This window comes from Polaribacter ponticola (assembly GCF_026191475.2).
Taxonomy (GTDB): domain Bacteria; phylum Bacteroidota; class Bacteroidia; order Flavobacteriales; family Flavobacteriaceae; genus Polaribacter; species Polaribacter ponticola.
The window spans coordinates 2123062-2142156 of the sequence record NZ_JAOSLC020000003.1; the positions used below are offsets into that span (position 1 = coordinate 2123062).

Consider the following 19095-nt stretch of genomic DNA (forward strand, 5'->3'; position numbering starts at 1 on the left):
CTATGAATTTTATTCGCAAAATAGTAAAATCTCGTTCTATTGAAGATCAGGAATTGCGCAGCGAATTAAGAAAACTACTAAACTTTTCTCCAAGAAGAATAAATAAGTACAAAAAAGCATTTACACACAGATCTGTGCAAATGTTAGATAAGAATGGGATTCCTATAAACTATGAACGATTAGAGTTTTTAGGAGATTCAATTTTAGGCTCTGTAATTGCTGCTTATTTGTATAAAAAAGTTCCTACAGGTACAGAAGGTTATCTAACTCAAATGCGCTCTAAAATAGTAAGTAGAGAGCATTTAAATGAATTAGGTAAAGACTTAGATTTAATTCGTTTTGTAAAAAGTAATATAGATCAAACTAATGTTGGAGATAATATTCACGGTAATATTTTTGAAGCTTTAATTGGTGCTATATATTTAGATAAAGGGTATAAATTTTGTCAGAAATTCATTTATGAAAATGTAATAGTACCTTATGTAGATATTGAAAAACTAGAAGGTAAAATTACAAGTTACAAAGGTCTTATAATAGAATGGTGTCAAAAAAAGAAAAAAAGTACAAGTTTGATACTTATGAAGACTCCGGAAATGAAGTTGTAAAACATTTTAGTGTTAAGATAAGTATAGATGGAGAACAGGTAGCAAAAGGTAGATCTACTTCTAAAAAAAGGCAGAAGAACAAGCTTCTAAGAGAGTTTATTATGCCTTTCAAAATGAAATTTCTGTAAGTTAATTACGATAACGTTTTCGTTAAAATCCCAGCAAAACTCATAAACAATTAGTAATTTAGCATCTCGAAGATGAACTAAAACTTGTTACTAATTATGCAAATTCACTCATTAGGTTTAGAAGATTTCTGTGAGGATGAATATTCTTTAATTGGTATTCATACAGCTTTAGAAGATTTTAAATTAGCTTATTTATTAAATAAAAATTTAAATACTAGTTTTTATAAATCTAAAGAAGATTTAATTTTTGAAGGACAACAAAAAAATGCGTCTTTTTCAATTTTTAATTATTCTAACGCCGAATATGATTTCGATTGGTTTTTAATAGCAAATAGCTCTAAAAGAGAAAATCAAACTGAGTCTAACGAACTTCTTCTTACATCAGAAACAAAAACGTATTTAATTCCAGAAAAGAAAAAGGTAGATTTTTTTATAAAAATTTCTGGAGATTTAAGTTATGAACTTCTGTCTGAAACTGTAGATAATATAAAAAAAATAGATCAAGTAATTACTTCTTACTCAGTAGATAAGAATACATTAAAGTCGAAAGACTTTTTAATATTTTAGAAAATATGCCAAATAATAATAAAACAAAAATAGTTGCAACTCTAGGGCCAGCTACAGACTCAAAAGAAACTTTAACAGAATTAGCCAGAAATGGAGTTAACGTTTTTAGAATTAATTTTTCTCATGCCGATTATGAAGATGTAAAGAAAAAAGTTAAAACAATAAGAGAAATAAATGCAGAAAACGGATACAACATAGCTATTCTTGGAGATTTACAAGGGCCAAAGCTTCGTGTAGGAGTTATGGAAGAAGGTGTTGTTTTAAATGATGGAGACAACTTTACATTTACAACCGAAAAATGTATTGGTACCAAAGAAAAAGCTTTTATGACCTATCAACGTTTTCCAAAAGACGTAAAAGTAGGAGAGCATATTTTAGTTGATGATGGTAAGTTAATGTTTGAAGTTGTTTCTACAAATAAAGAAACAGAAGTAATCGTAAAGGTTATTGTTGGTGGGCCTTTAAAATCTAAAAAAGGTGTGAACTTACCAAATACAGCAATTTCTTTACCTGCTTTAACAGAAAAAGATATGGATGATGCTGTTTTTGCAATTGAACAGCAAGTAGATTGGATTGCTCTATCTTTTGTGAGAACTCCAGAAGATTTAAGAATGTTACGCGATTTAATTGCACAACACTCAGAATATAGAATACCAATTATAGCTAAAATAGAGAAGCCTGAGGCCGTTAAAAATTTAGATGCACTTATTCCTTATTGTGATGGATTAATGGTTGCACGTGGAGATTTAGGGGTAGAAATACCTATGCAAGATGTTCCTCTTATACAGAAAAAATTAGTTAGAAGAGCAAAAAGAGCAAGAATTCCTGTAATTATTGCTACTCAAATGATGGAAACAATGATCGATAATCCTGTACCTACAAGAGCAGAGGTTAATGACGTTGCTAATTCTATTATGGATGGTGCAGATGCAGTAATGTTATCTGGAGAAACTTCTGTTGGAAAACACCCTATAAAAGTTATTCAAAAAATGTCTGAAATTATTAAGAGTGTAGAAAACTCTAGAATGATAAAAGTACCGCAAGAAGCACCGCATATTAGAACCAATAGATTTGTTACTAAATCTATTTGTCATCATGCAGCAATGATGGCTAATGATACAGATGCAGCTGCAATTTCAACTTTAACAAATAGTGGTTATACTGCGTTTCAAATTTCTGCATGGAGGCCTAGAACTCATGTTTTAGCTTTTTCTACAGAAAAAAGAATTTTAGGAAAACTAAACCTACTTTGGGGAGTTAAAGCTTTTTATTACGACAAAAATCTTACTACAGATGATACTGTAGAAGATATTAATAGAATAATTAAAGAAAAAGGATTTGTAAATACTGGTGATTTAGTTATAAATTTAGCTTCTATGCCAGCAGAAGCAAGAGGTATGGTTAATACATTACGTGTTTCTGAGATTGAATAAATTAATATTCTATTTAGGAATAAAAAAAGAGCGTTTTAATTTTAAAACGCTCTTTTTTTGCAATTTAAATTGATTAAATCTTTAATTTTTTACTGATTATAATTGCATCATTTGTTACAAATGGCATTGGCATCATTTCTTCAGATCTTGGGTTTATAGAAAAGTTAGAATTAGTTAATAAATCAAAAGAAACCTCATTTAAAATAAGATCTAATTCTTCATCTTTATTTACATTGAAGGTTAGCGTAATATCTTTATCAGTATTTGCCATAAAATAAATTAAAACAGTACCATTCTCTACCGTATAATTTTTACCGTTATTAACAACTGCATCATTTACTTTAAATTGTTTTAAAGTAACTTTATTATTAGCAATAAACTCATACTTATTTATCTTTCTATCTGGAGTAATTATAATTTCTAGAAAACGTTTGTTTCCAATTATGGTATCAAAATCTACTATAATTTTAGAGGAAGATATGTTTTTATAGGCTGTTTTTTTGTAGTATTTAAATTGAGTATTGTATTTACTTTTTGTTTGAGCATTTTTTAAATCTCCTTTTACGGTAGTCTCGTCAAAAACTTGCTTTGTATAGCTGTCTAGTGTGTAATTGTAGGTTCCGAAATATGCTATTTTATCATCCGAATTCTGAATATAAACAATACTATTTGGTTTTTTATTATCGATTGAAAATCCGCTGTTATAAGTTGCTAATCCAAAGAAAACGATAGTTAGAAACCCGCATAATTTAAGAATCCATTTCGATTTTTTTGATGAAATGTAAAAATCATTAAACCAAAAATTAATGCTATTATAATGCCACTGATAAAAAGATTTTTAAGACCTAAACCTACTGGAAACATTTTTATTAATGGAGCAAAAATGTAAATTACTGGTATAGATAATAATGTGAATAATATACGTTTAGATTTTGCCTCTAAATTCATGAAAATAGAAATTGCTAAAACTAATAATGCTGAATACACAGGTATTATAAAAAAACCAGCACCTTTTAAATAGAAAGCAATAATAGAATTTAATAAGATCCATATAAAAAGAGGAGCTATAAGTAAGTCTACTTCTTTTTCTTCTTTAGAAAAATATTGATATGTTTTTAATAAAATCCAAAGATTTAAGAACACAAAAGCTATAATATAAGTGTACCCATTATATGTAAATCCGTGAAGAATATCTTGATATTGAGGATGAATTAGTAGTAATAATTTCCACAGTCCTAAAGAAATTGCACCGCATAAAACCAATGAAATTAAATAAGGAATAAAGCCTTTTAATGATTTTTTAATAGAAATTTTTCCAAGAGAAAACCCAAAGAAAAGTAAAATTAAATAAAGAACTATTGCGATAATTAACATGGGTTTTACATAAGAAAAAGAATAAGTTAACAAGCTAGAAAACGGAAAGTTTACATATACGTAGTCTTCTTCAGAATTTAAGTTTTCTAAATTAGAATTTGCAAAATAATTTAAACTAGTAGTTAAATAATCGGCTTGCTGTAAGAGTGTTTCTCTATCTAATCGTTTATAAGTATCTTGTGCGGTATGGTAATCGAAATGATCTCCAATAAAAGCAAAATTGAATCCGTTAATGTTTGCATCTTGCCTAAAAACCGTTAAATCAGTGTCATTAGGTAATTTTTTGTAAACACTATACATTAAAGAATTTGCAACAGGAAAGTTAGGTTTTGCAGCTAAGAATTCTGATAACAGTTTGCTGTTTTTGCCATTTGTTTCCATCAACATATAACTTGGCCCTCCACTTCCTCTAGCTTCAAAATTTAAAACCAAACCAATATCCTTTTTCCAAGGATGTGCATCTACAAAAGCTTGAGCACCCAATAATCCTAACTCTTCAGCATCAGAAATAAGGATAATAATATCGTTTTTAGGTGTTTCATTTTTTGCTAAAAAGGCTCTAACTCCTTCTAATATTGTTACTACTCCAGACCCAGCATCGCTAGCGCCTAGAGAAGAATGTGGGTTAGAATCGTAATGCGAAAGTAATAAAAGAGCTTTTCCGTTTTCAGAACCTTTTATTCTTGCTATTATATTTTCTGCAGTTGTAGCTGCAAACCATTTTTTGTTAACTGCTGTTTGGGTTTGAATTTTAGTTTCAAATCCCATTTTATTTAATTCATTTACTATGTATTGTTGAACTCTTTTATGTTCTTTTGAACCTACATAGTGCTCATTTTGGCTAATTTTTTTAAGATGATGAAGAGCATTACTTATAGAAAATTCTGTTGCTTCTAAAGGTTTTTCTTTTTGAAGAGAAGGTTTTAGTTCGTAGAAACTCCAATAAATAACACCTAGAACTATTAGTATAGATAAAATAGAAGATACTCTTTTCATGTATAAAATAAATTTCTATAAATGTATGAAATAAAAAAAATTGGGTTAAAATGTTGAATAAAAGGGATTTTTCTGTAAATTTAAAATCAACTTAAAACTAAAAGACATAGGGATTAAAAGCTTTCAAGGAAAAAGAGATGAAAATCAAGCGAGAAATGAAGAACAGATTTTAGTTTCTGATTATATGACTAAGAAGTTAATCACTTTTAAATCTGATGATTCTTTAGACCATGTAATAAACTTATTAATTAAGAATAAAATTTCTGGTGGACCTGTTGTAAATGACCAAAACGATTTAATTGGTATTATTTCTGAAACAGATTGCATAAAGCATATTTCTGAGAGTAAATATTATAATATGCCATCTGATGTAAATAATACTGTAGGTAAATACATGGTTAAAGATGTTGATACAATCGATAAGGATATGAATATTTTTGATGCTGCTTTTAAGTTTATTAGTTCACATCGTAGAAGATTTCCTGTAGTGGAAAATGGTAAATTAATTGGGCAATTAAGTCAAAAAGATGTTTTAAAAGCGGCAATAAAGGTAAAAGGGAGTACTTGGAAGTAGGTTTTTAAAATATAAAAACGAGCCAAAAATGGCTCGTTTTATACATCAAAAATGTGGTTTTTTTGATGAGCAGTTAACAAATTATTACTTAATTATATCTTAAAGTTTTTAACATAACTCCTATTATTAGTGTAAACTACAGCGCTATATTCTCCTTTAATATCTTGGTTAAGTTTATAAACTCTATTTAAAACAGTATTGTCTTCGATAGTTTCTTTATAAATAACTTCGTTGTTATAATAAACTACAATTTTTAAAGGTTTTTTATTAAAATCAATTTTAGAAATCATTAAAATATTTTCATCATTTCTAATTAAAGGTTTATAAATTACGCTTTTAGAATTATTGTTAAAAAGCACTCTATTATTTTTAACATTAAAAGTTTTAATTACAATTTCAAAATCTTTACTTAATTCTACGGTATACTTTCCATCATTTAAAGAAGAGAAGTCAAAAATTTTATTTAAATCTCCTTTTTGAGAAATAATTTCTGAATGTAGTTGAACATTATTATCATCTTTTACAGTTAAAAGATGTCCTTTTTTAACATTTTTAAATCCTATTCTTACTTTTTTAGCATTTAAAATTGTATTAAAATCATTTGCGTTGTTTGCGTAACTAATTAATGTTCCAAACATTAACGTTACTACTAGTACTAACTTTTTTGTTGTTTTCATAATATAAATTTTTAACGATTTATACTGCAAAGTTATACTAGCAATACAGTTTTAAAAACAACACAATTGGCATTTTTATATGCTATTTTAACTGTAAAATTAATGTAAAATAGGTGTTAAGTTAAAATAGAATAGATTAAAGATAATTCTATATAGATAATCATTTTTAAGTATTGTATTTTTGTAAATGTATGATGCAGATAAAACCCACATTAGAAAAAATTACTCCAAATTTTGGGAGTTCTCTTTTAGTAAAAAAACATATAGAGTTTTTAAAGACGAATACTCCCTTTTGGCATTTTCATCCAGAGATAGAATTAGTATACGTTAATAAAGGAAAAGGGAAAAGACATATTGGTAATCATATTAGTTATTTTAATAATAGTCAATTAGTATTAATAGGTTCTAATTTACCTCATGTTGGTTATTTAGACCGTTTAACTACTAATGGCTCTGAAACATTAATTCAATTTAAGCCAGATTTTTTAGGAAGCGAATTTTTTAAAATCCCAGAAATGGTTGCAATAGAAGCAATGTTTGAAAGAGCAAAACAAGGAATTCGATTTAATATTGAAATAAAACAAAGAATTGGTGCTAAGATTGAAAAACTTGTTGAGTTAGATGGTGTGGAAAGAATTACTTCTTTTTTAGAAATTTTAAATGATTTAGCTACTACAAATGATTACACCTTATTAAATGCTAATGGATTTGCTTTTGAAACGATACCTCAAGACAGTGATAAAATAGAAGTTATTTATAAGCATATTAATGAGAGTTTTAAAGAACATATAAGTTTAGATGAAATTTCTGAATTAGTAAGTATGACGGTTCCTGCTTTTGTAGGTACTTTAAAAAATCTACAGGAAAAACGTTTACAAAACTAGTAAACGAATATAGAATTGTACATGCTACCAAATTATTAGCAGAAAGTAATATGAGTATTGCAGATGTAAGTTTTGAATGTGGATTTAACAATTTTTCCCACTTTAATAAATTGTTTAAAAATTTTGCAGGAAAAAGTGCATCTAAATATAGAAGTGAAATGAAAAACTTAATCCAATAAAACGATGAATTCAAAAATTGAAAAAGCCGTAGGATATTATACTTTTAAAAGTAAAGAAATTTAACTGTAGATCTAGTAATAGAAAAAGGAGAAGCTCTTTCTGTTCTAGAATATAAAATTACAGCATTAGAAGTTGCAAATGAAAGCTAAATTTTATTTTAGCCTTTTTAGAGCTTTAAAAAGACTCTTTTAGTTGATTGATGCAATTGACTTAAAGAGATAAATAAATCTAACTACAGTCTTTTCAGGTACGTGTTTTTTAATAAATTTTTATGATGATAATAAATATTAAATAAATAAAAGTTATTTAATTCCATTCCATTCATCGTAAAACTGATTCAAAAATTGTTCCATATATTGATGTCTGTTCTCTGCAATTTTTTTTCCGGTTTCAGTATTCATTTTATTTTTTAACAGCAATAATTTTTCGTAAAAATGATTAATAGTTGGGGCTTTAGAGTTTTTATATTCTTCTTTATTTAAGTTTAAATTAGGTTTTATTTCTGGATTATAAAGAGCTCTGTTTTTAAAGCCTCCATAATTAAAACAACGAGCAATACCAATAGCTCCTATTGCATCTAATCTGTCTGCATCTTGCACAACTTCTAATTCTTTAGAAGTAAATTTTTTACCAGTTTTAGATAGAGAGTTTTTGTAAGAAATATATTTTATAATATTAATTACATGATTAATTATTGTCTTTTCAATACCTTGATTATTAAGAAAAGTAGACGCTATTTTTGGGCCAATAGACTCGTCTCCATTATAAAATTTTGGATCTGCAATATCATGCAACAAAGCACCTAAAGAAACAATAAAACCATCTACTTTTTCTTCTTTAGAAATTAAAATAGCATTTTTAAAAACACGTTCTATGTGAAACCAATCATGACCACCTTCTGCGTCTTTTAGTTCTTTTTTTACAAAAAGAATGGTGTTTTTAATAATTAATTCTTTATTCATTTTAATTCCTTTTTGTGAGTTCTTTTTTTATTTTTTTGTTTCATAAAGCATAACAAAAATCATTGGAGCAAAAAATAATGGTAAAAACGTTTGAAAAGAAATACCTTTTTCTATTGTAGAAAAAATTGCAAAAACGAACATTAAAAAGACAATAATTATTTGAAAAATAAGTAATAATTTTTGTTTTTTTAATTTTTGTAAAAGCTCTTTTGTAGTATAAGTAGAAGGTAATGAAGCCATTGTAATAATATTTTAAAAAATAAAAACCATACAGTTATGCATGGTTTTTATGTAGATTTTTAATCTTTGAAAACATTTTTATTTCAATATTAACAATGCTCGTCGTAAGCAGCAGCAAGGTTTTGAGCAATCATTTGAGCAGATCTTCCTTCAATATGATGACGTTCTAACATATGTACTAAATTACCATCTTTAAAAAGGGCAATTGCAGGAGATGAAGGAGGAAAAGGAATCATATATTCTCTAGCTTTTTGAGTAGATTCTTTTTCTACACCAGCAAAAACCGTAGTTAAATTTGTAGGAAATTTATCGGCGCCTAAAGATGCAATTGCGCCTGGTCTAGCAGTTCCTGCTGCACAACCACAAACAGAATTAACCATTACTAAAGTTGTTCCTTCTTTTGCTAACGCTTTGTCTACGTCTTCACTTGTATATAATGCTTCAAAACCAGCGTTAATCAATTCATCACGCATTGGTTTTACTAATTCTTCTGGATACATAATTATAAATAATTTTTAGACTGCAAATATAATGATAATTAAAGAGGAATTCAATAAGAATCTAAATTGTAGTTTTTATAGGTATATCAATAAAATTGATGTTAATTTTTTTATTTGTAAACCTGATGATTTTATTATATTTGAAACTAATTTTTAAAGTCTTATGGGGAGTTTTACGAAATGGTTAGGTGCAGGTTTAGGGTTTACTTTAGGAGGGCCAATTGGAGCTGCTATTGGTTTTGGAATTGGTAGTTTAGTAGATGAGTTTTCTATTGATGATTTAACTTCTGAGCAAAAAGAATATCAACAAAGAGTTGAAGAGTCTAGGTCAAGGGGTAGAATTAATACTCAATCTGGAGATTTCGAAATGAGTCTTTTAGTACTTGCATCAATTGTAATAAAATCAGATGGTAAGGTAGATCAGAGAGAGTTAAACTTTGTTAGATCTCAATTTGTTAGTATGTATGGAAAAGAGAGAGCAAATAATGCTTTCAAGCTATTTAAAGGAATCATAAAAAAAGAGGTTTCTTCTCGTCAAGTTTGTATTCAAATAAGAGAGCACATGTCTCATTCTTCTCGTTTACAACTATTACATTTTTTGTTTGGTATTGCTAAAGCAGACGATTATGTTTCTAAATCTGAAGTAGAAGAAATTAGAAAAATAGCAGGCTATTTATATATAAATCAGCAAGATTTTGAATCTATTAAAGCTATGTTTTATGATGCTTCTGGTAACGCGTATAAAATTTTAGAAATTTCAACCACTGCTTCTGATGATGAAGTTAAGAAAGCTTACAGAAAAATGGCGAAGAAATATCACCCAGATAAAGTACAAGATTTAGGTAAAGAACACTCTATTGGAGCTAAAGAAAAATTTCAGAGTATTCAAGCAGCATATGAAAATATAAAGAAAGAAAGAGGTCTATAAAGTTGTAGGTTTCAACGATTAGTTTTCTTATTTTAACTAAAAGATTAAGTTTTTTTTAGTGAATACCTTATTTTTGTTAGGAAAATTGTATGAAATAGTTGTTTAAATATGAAAAAGCTTTTAATTTTAAAAGCATTTATTTGCTTTTTGTTTTTATTTGAAACGGGCATTTATGCTCAGTTAGATAGTGAACATTTTTTACCTCCTTTAAAGCAAGTGTCTAATAATCAAGCTATTCAGCAACAATCTATTTATTTTTCCACTCCAGAAACCACTGCTTTTCCAATAGAAATATATAGAGGAGCAAGTACTTCTCCATTATTAACTTTAACAGGTTTAGAAAAAGGGAATCCTTTAATTTTTGATTCTTCAAATGGTTTAGCTAATGGTGATAATAACATTACATTAGTTACAAATGCTAATACAGGGAACGTTTTAACTAATTCTGGATTAAGAATAGTTGCTCCAGGTGGAGAAAAATTCTATGTAAATTATAGAGGTAGATCTGGTGCTCAAGCAGGTTCACTTACTTCTAAAGGAGAAAAAGCAAAAGGTTTAAATTTTAGATGGGGAGGTATTCCAAACAGAGCTACAAATAGTAATTTATCTACAAGTTTAGGTATGATGGCTACAGAAGATGGCACTACGGTTCGTGTTTTTGGGTATGATACTAATTGTAGATTTAGACAGGGAAATAGTAGAGGAGGGATTACTGCAGACACACAAACAATAATTTTAGAAAAAGGAGAAACCTTTGTTTTGGAAGCGGCTCAGAATGAAACTACTGCAAATATTGATGGTTGGTTAGGGGCTTCAATTACTTCAAATAAACCAATAGTTATAAGTGTTGGAGGGTTAAATGTAGGTGTTAGAGAAGGGGCACAATCTAGAGATGTAGGAATCGATCAACCAGTAGGTGTAGCTGCTTTAGGTAGAGAGTATGTTTTTGTTAGAGGAAATGGAATAAATGGTAATGATGCTCTTGGTAGAATAGGTACAGAATTTCCAATAATAGTAGCAACAGCAGACGGTACAGAAGTTTTTGCAGGAGGAGCTTCTTTAGGTACTATTAATAATGGAGATTATATGATTATTGATGGTAGTAAATATTCATCTAATTCTGCTGGCGGAAGTATGTATGTTACGACATCAAAAGATGCTTATGCATATCAGTGTTTGCAAGGAGGGACAGGTTCGAGAATTCAAACAATAGGTATGAATTTTATTGCGCCAGTTAATTGTTTGTTACCTAGTTTAATGGATGAAATTTCTGATATTGATAGAATTGCAGGAACTGCTTCAAATGTTTCAGCTATTACTATTATTGCATCAAGAATAACAAACCCAGCAAATATTACAGTAAATCAAACTGTTAATGGAGTCACTACTCAAGTTACTTTGCCAGTGCCAGAATTTCCAACAGGTACAACAGATTGGCAAACTTTTTATGTAGATGAATTAGAAGGAGAGATTGATATTTCTTCAACAGGAAATATTGCAGTTGGTACTTTCATGAGTCTAGGTCAAAATGCAGGTTTAGCAGGTTATTTTTCTGGCTTTGATACAATACCAGTTGTTGAAGTAGAAATTACAGATGGTGGTTGTTATCCTAAAACAAGTTTGCAAGAGGCAACAGGAGGTTTTGATGCCTACCAATGGTATCAAGATGGTTCTGCAATTATAGGAGAAACGAATCAAAAATTATTATTGATAGATGCTGCTACTAATAAAGATTTAGGCTTGGGAAATTTTTATGTTAAAGTAACTAAAGGTACTTGTTCTTATGACTCAGGAGTTGTTTCGGTGTATAATTGTGATCCGGATATTGTATTAACGAAAACCGCAGATGTTACTGCTTTAACCGATGAAGAAACTGTTGTTTTTACTGTAAAAGTAGAAAGTTCTGGTATAGATCCTGTTTCAAATTTAGTTATAAATGATACATTTCCATCCGAATTAGATTTAGTAAATGTTATCCCGAGTTTTGGTTCATGGGCAAGCCCAAATTGGACAATCGGAGATATGAATGCAGGACAAATACACACTCTAACTATTGAGGCAAAGGTTCCAAAAAAACCAGATGAAGGGGTTTTTACAAATTCAATTTCTAATACTCAAGATCAGGTTGATAGTAACTTAACAACAGATGATCTAATAGAAAGTGTTATAATTACTGCCAAAAAAATAGATTTAAGCTTAATAAAAACTGTAGACAAATCCGTGGTAAAATTGGGAGATACCGTGGTTTTTACTTTAGTTTTAAAGAACGATGGACCGCAACAGGCAACTGGCGTTCAAGTAAAAGATATTTTACCTAATGGATTAACTTATGATGCTGGAAATTCAGTTATACCCAATAATACAAGTTATAATTCTGTTTCTGGTATTTGGGATTTAAGTAATATAATAATATCTAATGGGGCAACTGTTGTTTTGCAGATAGTAGCAACAGTAAATACTGTAAATTTTAAACTTAATACGACAGAAATATTTAAAACGGAACAGAAAGATACAGATTCAATACCTAATAATTCTAATTAAAACGTTGTTTTAAGCCTTTTTAGTAATTTTTTTGTATATTAGTTTTAAGTAAATTAATACTTTTTTTATGACATCCCCCAAATCTATATATAAATCACAAAATTTAATAAATAACCCTTAATTATAAATGGGTTAAAAATGTAGTAATGCCTGTTAATTATTTAAAGAATATTTAAAAGTGAAATTAATAACAAGTTTAAAGTAGTAATTTAATTAAAGAAAAGTTAAACTATTTTTTTAGTTTTAACTCAAACTTTCTAGTATTTTAGTGACTTTAAAAAAATTGTTTCATAGTCATATATGATAGCCACAAAGTATAATTTTAATGTGCTTGTTTTTTGCCTATTCTGTACTTCGGTAATAAGAATGTATGGGCAATTAGATAGTGAGCATTTTTTACCGCCCTTAAAACAAGTTTCTAATAATGCAGCAATTAAACAACAAGCAGTTTATTTTTCAACTCCCGAAACAACTGCTTTTTCAATAGAAATTTACAGAGGATCAAGTTTAACACCTGCAGTCACTTTAACAGGTTTAGAAAAAGGAAATCCATTAATTTTAGATTCTTCTAACGCTACTTTTCCATTATCTGATGGAGATAATAATATTACTTTAGTTACAAATACAAATACAGGTGTTGTTTTAAACAATGCTGGATTAAGAATAGTTGCTCCAGGAGGACAAAAATTCTATGTAAATTATAGAGGTAGATCAAATTCTCAAGCAGGTTCTTTAACATCAAAAGGAGAAAAGGCAAAAGGACTAAATTTTAGATGGGGAGGAATTCCAAACTTAGCTAGGTCAAATAATGCAGGTACTTTAATTAGTACTAGTTTAGGTATGATGGCTACTGAAGATGGTACTATAGTAAGGGTGTTTGGTTTTAATCCTGGATGTAAGTTTCGTTTACAAGGTGCAAGAGGTGGTATGCCTTTATCAACCTTAAATTCAATTTCTTTAGATAAAGGAGAGTCTTTTGTTATTGAGGCTAATGTTAAAGAAACTGATGCTAACAGAGATGGATGGCTAGGAAGCTCGATAACTTCAAATAAACCAATTGTAATTAGTAATGGTGGCTTAAATGTTGGAATTAGAGATGGTTCTGCGAGTAGAGATGTAGGTATAGATCAACCGGTTGGTTTAGCCGCTTTAGGAAGAGAGTATGTTTTTGTAAGAGGTACAGGTATAAATGGGGATGTTTCTTTAAATAGAATAGGAACTGAGTTTCCTATTATAGTTGCAACTGCTGATGGTACAGAAGTTTTTGCAGGAGGTGTTTCTCAGGGAATTATAAATAATGGTGATTATAAAATTATTGATGGAAGTAATTACTCTTCTAATGTTCCTGGGGCAAGTATGTATGTAACTACTTCAAAAGATGCTTATGCGTATCAATGTTTACAGGGTGCGGCTGGTAAAATTTATACTATTGGAATGAATTTTATAGCACCAGTAAATTGTTTATTACCAAGTTTAATGGATGAAATTTCTGATATAGATAAAATAGCAGGAAGTTCTACAAATATTTCTGCAGTAACAATAATTGCATCTAGGGCAACCGATCCTTCAAATATAATAGTAAATCAAACAATTGGTAATACAACTACTCAAATAGCTTTACCCTCACCTGTTTATCCAGCAGGAACTTTAGATTGGCAAACTTTTTATATAGATGGTTTAGAAGGCGAAATAGATATTGTTTCTACTGGGAATATTGCAATAGGTACTTTTATGAGTTTAGGTACTGCAGCTGGAGTTGCGGGTTATTTTTCTGGGTTTGATACTATTCCTGTAGTAGAGGTTGAAATTTCTGATGGTGGTTGTTACCCTAGAACCAGTTTACAAGAAGCTACAGGTGGTTTTGATGCTTACCAATGGTATCAAGATGGAGTAGCTATTTCTGGAGAAACAAATCAAAAGTTGTTATTAATAAACGCAAGTACAGGTAAGGATTTAGGTTTAGGAGATTTTTACGTAAAAGTAACTAAAGGTACTTGTTCTTATGATTCAGGAGTGGTTTCAATATATAATTGTGATCCCGATATTGTGTTAACAAAAATAGCAGATGAAAATAATTTAACAGACGAAGATACAGTTACTTTTAAAGTACAAGTAGAAAGCTCTGGAATAGATCCAGTTTCTAATTTAGTAATAAATGATGCTTTTCCAGGAGAATTAGATTTGGTGAGTGTTACACCAAGTTTCGGTACTTGGTTAAGTCCAAATTGGACAATTGGAGCCATGAATTCAGGTCAAGTTCATACATTAATCATAGAAGCAAAAGTTCCTCAAAAGCCGTCTGAAGGTACGTTTACAAATACAGTTACTAATTCTCAAGATCAAGTAGATAGTAATCAAACTACAGACGATCCTATCGAAAATGTAACAATTACTGCTAAAAAAATAGATTTAAATCTAGTAAAAACAGTAGATAAACAAGTAGTTAAATTAGGAGATACAGTAATTTTTACTTTAATATTAAAAAATTCTGGCCCTACAGCTGCTTCTGGAGTGCAGGTAAAAGATGTTTTGCCTCTAGGATTAACTTATAGTTTAGGAGATTCAGTAATACCATTAAACACAACTTATGATCCAGTATCTGGAATATGGGATTTGAGTGGCATTTTAATTTCAAATGGTAGTAGTATAGTACTAGAAATAGGAGCTAAAGTAGATAGCGTGAATTTTAAATTAAATAAAACAGAAGTTTATAAAACAGAGCAATTAGATTTAGACTCAGTTCCCGGAAATGACAATTAAGTTAATGTATTGTTATTTAACTAGTTTATCGAAAACGTTAAAGGAAACTTATTTGAGAGTTATAGATTGCAGAGTTTAAAAGGTTGTAAAAAGAATAATAATCATCTATTTAAATGATTAACACGAAAAGAAATATGAAATGTTAGATCAGTATTTATTAAAACAAAAATTAAATAGAACATTGAAAACTACATCCTTTAGACAAAGGTTTTTATTTGTGTTGTTACTTTTTTGTGGAATATTTTTTAATGAATTAAAAGCACAAACAATATTAGTAAACGAAACGGTGGTAGGTTCTTATTCATATAATGTCTTAGCAAATGGTGTTATAGAAATTACTATTGTTGGAGGAGAAGGAGGAGAAGGAACTAATACTACTGGAGGGCAAGGAGCTCTAACAAGAGCTGTTTTTAACGTTTCTCTAGGTGATGAAATTCGTTATTTGGTTGCAGAAGGAGGACGTGGTGGAAGTCAAGCCGGAGGTGGTGGAAGTACTGGTGTTTATATTAATGGAACATTAGTAATGGTAGCCGGTGGAGGTGGTGGTGGAGATAACAGTGCTGATGCTAATGGATATGGAGGTAGTGATGTGGTAAATGGAGACTCAGGAACTAGTTCAAATAATACCGAAGGTTTAGGAGGTATTTCTGGAAATGGAGGAGCATCTAATAATAGATCTGGAGCTGGTGGTGGAATTTTAACTGCTGGAGAAAATGGTACACAGGCTACTGGTGGTTCTGCTAGTGATCCTACAAATTACACATTAGCCAATGGCGGAAATGGAACTGGAAATGGAGGTAGAGGTCTTACTGGTGGAGGTGCAGGTGCTAATTCTTATTCTGGTGCGGGTGCTGGATATTCTGGAGGTGGAGCATCTGGAGCTAATGGATCTGCTGGAGGTGGGGGTTCTTTTGTAAATACTTCGTTTGCTAAATATTTTCAACATACAATTACAGCAGGTTCAGATGGAGCAAATTCTGGAGGAACACAATTAGATGGAGCAAATGGTTCTGTTGTTATTACAGAGATACCTAATATAGATACAGATGGCGATACTATTATTGATTATTTTGATAAAGATGATGATAATGATGGTATTTTAGATACAGTTGAATTAAATGGTAATGCTTTAAGAGATACAGATGGAGATGGTGTAATAGATTCTTTAGATAAAGATTCTGATGGTGATACTTGTTATGATGTTTTAGAAGGAACAGATAGTCATGGTTTTTCAGACTTAGATTCTAATGGTGAATTGGCTGGCGCTATAGATAATGACCCAAATAGTGCTACTTACGGTGTTCCTTTAGGTAATACTCAAGGAATAGGAACAGCACAGAATTTAACTTCTGCTGCTTCAATTTGTAATTCTTGTGATCCTCAAGATCCATCTTTTGTAGATACAGATTTAGATTCAATAGGAGATGATTGTGATTTAGATGATGATAACGATGGTGTTCCAGATTTAAACGAATGTGAATCTACAATCTTTTTAAATCAGACTGGTTCAATCGATGAATATACACCGTTAACTTTTAATGCAGCAAAATTAACATCCTTTACAGATAGTGGTTTAGCTCAAGATATAAATGACTCTGCATTGTATACAGATGTGGGTGTTATAGGCGGTGTAAATATAGATGTAAGGTTAACAGTACTAAGAGTTAGTGATGCTGGTATTACAAGTGTAGATATAGATGGTAATACAACATTCGGTTATATAACTATTCTTTTAGGAGGTACAGGAAGCATTGGTGGTGTTGAGTTAGAAGTAGAGTTTTTTGAGTCTGGTACAACAGTACCTTTTGAATTCCCAGGTTTCTTAACTTTTCAAGATATAGATGATTCTGGTACCAGTGAAGGAATTATACTTCCTAAGGAAGTAGTTGAGGCTTATCAGTTATCTGAAACTCCAGCTACAAACCTAAATTTACAAGACTCTACAACTGATTATTTTGGAGATTCTGGAGATTTTTTAGAAATAGTTCCAAGTAGTAATGGAGATACTCCAGATGAAAATCTTTGGACAAATATAGATTTTGTTCCAATTACAAGCTTTAAACTTCAAGTAAAGAAAAGAGATGGTACGCCTGGTTATGGTTTTGGAGCTCAAGAATTTACAAATCCTCCAACAGTAAATCTAATTCAAGGTTGTATAGATGTTGATACCGATAATGACGGTACGGTAGATAGATTAGATTTAGATAGTGATGGAGATGGTTGTTCTGATGCTTTTGAAGCTGGAGCAACAAATTTGATAACTACAGATTATAAATTTCCTACAGCTTCAGATACTAATTCAGACGGTTTATCAGATACTGTTGATTTAGATAAAAATGGTACAGCAGACTATTTTAACACATACTTTCTGTATGCATTAGATAATACAGTAGGTCAATGTTCTGATTTTGATGGAGACAATGTTTATGATAATGTAGACATAGATGATGATAATGATGGAGTTCTAGATACAGCAGAACAAACATGTACAAATGTGGCATTGCAATACGGTGCTGTTACAACTACAGGAAACTTAAGTACAATACCTCTACAAAACTCAACAGGAACTGTTTATGCTTATTTAGATATTAGAGCAGATGAGTTAACTACTTTTACTATAACACCTAATAACTCTTCAGGAGAATTAATTTTAGATTACCAATATCCAGATACAAATGGTTTAAATTATAGTTTTACTACAAATTTGAGAGCTGCTCCTGGTTATGAGGGATTACAGATAGAAGTTGTTGAAAAAATTGATGCAGATGCTACTTTTAGAAATGAAGAGTCAGATATTTTAATAGAACATAATTTGGTAAGAAATCCAATTGTAAGTACTTCTAATGCTTCAATTACGTATGTAAATCCTAATTTTGGTTCTTTAGTTTCTTTAAATGATGAAATTAATTCTAATACAACTATAAATACTGGTTATAATTCTGGAACAGCAGCAAGAGAACTAGATATTGCATATACACTTTTTGCGAGTTCTTTAAACGCAGTGAAGTATAATTATATTTATAAAGATAAAAATAACGAAACAGCAGGTACAGATAGAAGAGTTTGGAGTTTACCAAATTTTACAAATCAACTTATATGTTCTGATATTAATACAGACGGAACTGGAGAGGTAAATAGATTTGATTTAGACAGTGATGATGATGGTTGTTCTGATGCTGCTGAAGCAAGCGCAACTAAAGATTCTACAACCAATTTTAAGTTTAATTCTATTTCTGGAGAAGCTTCAGATTCTACCGGAGATGGATTGGCAGATGCTGTAGATAGTGCAGATGATGGTAATCCAGATTATACCTCAACTTATACAACTTATGCAATTTCAGATTTAGTAAATGGATGTCATGTAGATTTATCTATTAAAAAAACAGTTGTTAAAGCAGTACCTAAAGTAGGAGATGAAATAATCTTTTCTATTGTATTAAAAAATATAGGTTTAGCATATGCAACAGGTGTTCAAGTAAAAGATATTTTACCAACAGGATTAACTTATGTAGCTGCTAATTCTGTTATACCAATAAATACAACATATACCTCTGGAAGTGGAATTTGGGATTTAACCAATATTACTATTGAAGATGGAGGATCTATAGAATTAAAAATTGCAGCCATAGTAAATACTAAGGGAACAATTATAACAAATAAAGCAGAGGTTTTTATCATTAACCAAACAGATAAAGACTCTACACCAAATAGTGACAATTAATCAAGAAATTAAAAGGATGAAAAAA

At 29.9% G+C, this 19095-nt stretch carries 13 protein-coding genes and 2 pseudogenes; 9 read left to right on the forward strand and 6 right to left on the reverse strand.

What is annotated here, in order from left to right; all coding sequences use genetic code 11:
* Positions 1 to 2 precede the first annotated feature (2 nt).
* From rnc to pyk, 3 genes and pseudogenes are all read left to right on the forward strand, one after another.
* A pseudogene (gene rnc, locus N5A56_RS14980) lies at positions 3 to 738 on the forward strand (ribonuclease III).
* A 91-nt stretch (positions 739 to 829) separates the two neighbouring features.
* Positions 830 to 1300, forward strand: a complete 471-nt coding sequence (locus N5A56_RS14985; RefSeq protein ID WP_265726895.1) for an IPExxxVDY family protein — start codon at positions 830 to 832, stop codon at positions 1298 to 1300.
* A gap of 5 nt (positions 1301 to 1305) precedes the next feature.
* Positions 1306 to 2733 carry a pyruvate kinase gene (gene pyk / locus N5A56_RS14990; protein ID WP_265726896.1) on the forward strand — a complete coding sequence of 476 codons (1428 nt, stop codon included), beginning with the start codon at positions 1306 to 1308 and terminating at the stop codon, positions 2731 to 2733.
* 73 nt (positions 2734 to 2806) lie between these two features.
* Here the strand turns inward: pyk and N5A56_RS14995 are convergent, their stop codons facing one another.
* Both N5A56_RS14995 and N5A56_RS15000 read right to left on the reverse strand, forming a co-directional pair.
* Entirely contained in the window at positions 2807 to 3004 is a 198-nt protein-coding gene (locus N5A56_RS14995; RefSeq protein ID WP_274270521.1) for a hypothetical protein, read from the reverse strand.
* A gap of 461 nt (positions 3005 to 3465) precedes the next feature.
* Positions 3466 to 5103: a M20/M25/M40 family metallo-hydrolase gene (locus tag N5A56_RS15000; RefSeq protein ID WP_274270522.1), complete on the reverse strand. Its 1638-nt coding sequence runs from the start codon at positions 5101 to 5103 to the stop codon at positions 3466 to 3468.
* Positions 5104 to 5209: 106 nt separating this feature from the next.
* On the opposite strand from N5A56_RS15000, the gene N5A56_RS15005 reads away from it, so the two are divergent.
* Complete coding sequence (locus N5A56_RS15005; RefSeq protein ID WP_265726934.1) at positions 5210 to 5677, forward strand: CBS domain-containing protein; 468 nt, start codon at positions 5210 to 5212, stop codon at positions 5675 to 5677.
* A 92-nt stretch (positions 5678 to 5769) separates the two neighbouring features.
* On the opposite strand, the gene N5A56_RS15010 is transcribed toward N5A56_RS15005, so the two are convergent.
* Entirely contained in the window at positions 5770 to 6354 is a 585-nt protein-coding gene (locus N5A56_RS15010) for a hypothetical protein (protein ID WP_265726898.1), read from the reverse strand.
* Positions 6355 to 6545: 191 nt separating this feature from the next.
* On the opposite strand from N5A56_RS15010, the pseudogene N5A56_RS15015 reads away from it, so the two are divergent.
* Positions 6546 to 7417 (forward strand): annotated as a pseudogene (locus N5A56_RS15015) (AraC family transcriptional regulator).
* 303 nt (positions 7418 to 7720) lie between these two features.
* On the opposite strand, the gene N5A56_RS15020 reads toward N5A56_RS15015, so the two are convergent.
* The 3 genes from N5A56_RS15020 to N5A56_RS15030 all read right to left on the reverse strand — a co-directional run bounded on the left by N5A56_RS15020 (position 7721) and on the right by N5A56_RS15030 (position 9120).
* Entirely contained in the window at positions 7721 to 8380 is a 660-nt protein-coding gene (locus tag N5A56_RS15020; protein WP_265726899.1) for an HD domain-containing protein, read from the reverse strand.
* Positions 8381 to 8407: 27 nt separating this feature from the next.
* On the reverse strand, positions 8408 to 8620 hold the full coding sequence (locus N5A56_RS15025; RefSeq protein WP_274270523.1) for a hypothetical protein: 213 nt from the start codon (positions 8618 to 8620) through the stop codon (positions 8408 to 8410).
* Positions 8621 to 8709: 89 nt separating this feature from the next.
* The gene (locus tag N5A56_RS15030) at positions 8710 to 9120 is read right to left on the reverse strand and encodes a BrxA/BrxB family bacilliredoxin (protein WP_265726901.1); all 411 of its coding nucleotides are present in this window, start codon (positions 9118 to 9120) and stop codon (positions 8710 to 8712) included.
* A gap of 163 nt (positions 9121 to 9283) precedes the next feature.
* Here N5A56_RS15030 and N5A56_RS15035 point away from each other — a divergent pair, with 163 nt between their 5' ends.
* The 4 genes from N5A56_RS15035 (at position 9284) to N5A56_RS15050 (ending at position 19070) form a co-directional block, all read left to right on the forward strand.
* Entirely contained in the window at positions 9284 to 10048 is a 765-nt protein-coding gene (locus N5A56_RS15035) for a TerB family tellurite resistance protein (RefSeq protein ID WP_265726902.1), read from the forward strand.
* 108 nt (positions 10049 to 10156) lie between these two features.
* Positions 10157 to 12589, forward strand: coding sequence for a DUF11 domain-containing protein (locus N5A56_RS15040; RefSeq protein WP_265726903.1), 2433 nt, complete (start codon positions 10157 to 10159; stop codon positions 12587 to 12589).
* A gap of 366 nt (positions 12590 to 12955) precedes the next feature.
* Positions 12956 to 15349, forward strand: coding sequence for a DUF11 domain-containing protein (locus tag N5A56_RS15045; protein ID WP_265726904.1), 2394 nt, complete (start codon positions 12956 to 12958; stop codon positions 15347 to 15349).
* Between the two features lie 181 nt (positions 15350 to 15530).
* Positions 15531 to 19070 carry a hypothetical protein gene (locus N5A56_RS15050; protein ID WP_274270524.1) on the forward strand — a complete coding sequence of 1180 codons (3540 nt, stop codon included), beginning with the start codon at positions 15531 to 15533 and terminating at the stop codon, positions 19068 to 19070.
* The last annotated feature ends 25 nt before the right edge of the window (positions 19071 to 19095 follow it).